Annotated in this window: 3 protein-coding genes; all 3 read right to left on the reverse strand. The window is 68.7% G+C overall.

Translation table 11 applies throughout. The annotated features are described in order from the left end of the window. Nucleotides 1-777 (reverse strand): TPM domain-containing protein (locus V7Q81_RS15815; protein ID WP_333845252.1); only part of this gene is annotated, 777 nt, incomplete at its 3' end. Further along, nucleotides 774-1,379: a LemA family protein gene (locus V7Q81_RS15820; RefSeq protein ID WP_333845255.1), complete on the reverse strand. Its 606-nt coding sequence runs from the start codon at nucleotides 1,377-1,379 to the stop codon at nucleotides 774-776. The genes V7Q81_RS15820 and V7Q81_RS15815, both read right to left, overlap by 4 nt. A 57-nt stretch (nucleotides 1,380-1,436) precedes the next feature. Next, nucleotides 1,437-2,165, reverse strand: a 729-nt coding sequence (locus V7Q81_RS15825) for a uracil-DNA glycosylase (RefSeq protein WP_333845256.1), incomplete at its 5' end; no start/stop codon positions are given.

Raw genomic sequence — 2,165 nt, forward strand, 5'->3', positions numbered from 1 at the left:
CGGCCAACCCCTGCCGCCCCGGACCACTCTCCGGGGCGCGCCCCCGGCCAAGGTCAAGGCGAAAGCCGCCAACCCCACGAGCAGGGCGAGGATCAGGGAGGCAAACGCCAGCCAAGCGAGCAGTCCCAGGGTGGCGCCCACCGCCAGGGCCGCCGGCAGCCGGCCGACGAGGGCACGCAGCAGTGCGCCCCCGAAGGTGACGAGAACGAAACCCGCGAGCAACAGAACCTCCAGCGCTGTCGCCACGGGAACGCGGCGAGGCCCCTCCGTTCGGGGCAGCGGCAGGGGCTCGCCCTGGATCGCGGCGATGATGCGCTCGAGGCCGGCGCTCAAGCCGCCATAGAAATCCCCTTGGCGAAACCGCGGCACCATGACCTCGTCGATGATGCGCTTGGCGATGGCGTCGGGCAGCACCCCTTCCAGCCCGTAACCCACTTCGATGCGCAGCTGCCGGTCCTCCTTCGCCACCAAGACCAGGACACCGTCATCGATTCCCCTGCGTCCGAGTTTCCACCGTTCCGCCACCCGGAGGGCGTACTGCTCGATGGTTTCCGGGCGCACCGTGGGCACCACCAGGACGGCGATCTGGCTGCCTCTTTCCTGTTCGAAAGCCTCCAGTCGCTGCTCCAGGGCTTGGCGCTCGCTGGCGGAAAGGGTTCCGGTGAGATCGGTCACCCGGGCCCGAAGCTCGGGGACCGGCGCTTGCGCCCGCACCAGGGGCGAGGCGAGCGTGGCGAGGAGCAACAGCGCGGTGGCAAGGCCCGGCACGCGCTTCATCGGGGCGCCGGCGTGCCGAAATCCACCCGGGGCGGCGCTGCCAGGGCCCGCTCGTTCTCCACCGTGAAGGTGGGCTTGACCTGGTAGCCGAAGAGCAAGGCAGTGAGGTTGGTCGGGAACTGGCGCACCGTGGTGTTGTACGCCTGCACGGCGCGAATGTAGCGCTGACGCGCCACCGCGATGCGGTTTTCGGTGCCTTCGAGCTGGGCTTGCAGGTCGCGGAAGTTGGCGTCGGACTTAAGCTGGGGATAGTTTTCCACCACCACCAGTAGCCGGGCGAGGGCGGAGGACAACTCCCCCTGGGCCTCCAGGAAGCGGCCGAACGCCTCGGGGTCGTCGATCAGCGCCGGGCTTGCCTGAATCGCCGTCGCCCGGGCCCGCGCTTCTGTCACACGCTGCAGGACTTCCCGCTCCTGGGCGGCGAAGCCTTTGACCGTTTCCACCAGATTGGGTATTAGGTCGGCGCGGCGCTGGTACTGATTCAGCACCTCCGCCCAGGCGGCCTTGATCTGTTCGTCCTGGGCCTGGAGGGTGTTGTAGCCGCAGCCACCGAGGGCCAGGGCACTGAACACGGCCAGGATCGCAACCAGGCGCTTGGGCATCGCGTCCTCCTCGGGTCGAAACAAGACAAACGGTAAATGGGGGGGCGAAGCGGCGCTTCAAGGCCACGAGGCAAGTCCCTCGTCCCCTTTCAGCTGCTGCATGGTCTGGAGCGCAAAAACCAGATCCTCCCAGGCCTTGGCCTTGTCGGGCAGGTTGCGCAGCAGGTAGGCCGGGTGATAGGTCACGATGAGGGGTGTTCCCCGGTAGCGGTGTACCTTGCGACGCAGGCTGGCGATGGTGGCCTCGCTCTTGAGCAGGCTTTGAGCCGCCACGCGTCCCAAGGCGATGATGAGCCGCGGGCGGATCAACTCGATCTGCCGCTCCAGGTAGGGCTCGCAGCGCTCCATCTCCTCCGGCGCGGGTGTGCGGTTGCCCGGCGGCCGGCACTTCACCACGTTGGCAATGTAGACGTCCTCGCCCCGCTTGAGCCCGATGGCAGCTAGCATGCTGTCGAGGAGCTTGCCCGCCTGGCCCACGAAGGGCTCGCCCCGGGCATCTTCCTCTGCGCCAGGGCCTTCCCCCACGAACAGCCAGGCGGCCTGTTCGTCCCCCACGCCGAACACGGTCCGGGTGCGGCTCTGAGCCAACTTGCAGTCGGTGCACTGGGCCACACAGGCCTTGAGCGCTGCCCAGTCCATCTCCAGGATGCGGCTGCGCCGACCGACATCCCCCCCCGGGGCCGAAGCCGCTTCCCAGGCGAGCGCTGGAGCCGCCTCGGGCCGGAGCGTTGTGGTGGGACTTGAACCTCGCCCCCACCCTCCCGCCGCCGCGACAGGGCCCTGGAC

This window comes from Pelomicrobium sp. (assembly GCF_036803785.1).
GTDB lineage: Bacteria > Pseudomonadota > Gammaproteobacteria > Burkholderiales > UBA6910 > Pelomicrobium.

Coding starts and splice junctions, on each gene's coding strand:
- V7Q81_RS15820 (WP_333845255.1), bottom strand. CDS start 1,379: ATGCCCAAGCGCCTGGTTGCGATCCTGGCCGTGTTCAGTGCCCTGGCC.